General features: G+C 30.6%; 1 pseudogene. It reads left to right on the forward strand.

What is annotated here, in order from left to right:
* A pseudogene (locus tag BA053_RS06455) lies at positions 1-304 on the forward strand (hypothetical protein); the annotation flags it as partial.

Raw genomic sequence — 304 nt, forward strand, 5'->3', positions numbered from 1 at the left:
AATTGGTATCAAAAAACTTCATTTTCGTTTTGATGATAATAGAACTTTAAAAATAGCTATATTAACTAATGAGGGACTTAAGTGTATAACGGTGTCTGATCAAGTTGATGGTAACATGCATCTAAAGTTCTCTCAAGGAGAGTTAGAAAAAATAGCACAGAAATGGAAAATGGGAGCAGAGTTTGATAAACTAGAAAAAGAAGAGCATGAAATAACAATTACAGGAAAAGAAGTAAAGTACGGAAAGGTTGATCCAGCTTTTAGTAAAAAGACTGATTATTCACAAAAAGGTTTTACAGAAATA

The organism is Wolbachia endosymbiont of Nomada ferruginata (genome assembly GCF_001675785.1).
GTDB classification, from domain to species: Bacteria; Pseudomonadota; Alphaproteobacteria; order Rickettsiales; family Anaplasmataceae; genus Wolbachia; species Wolbachia pipientis.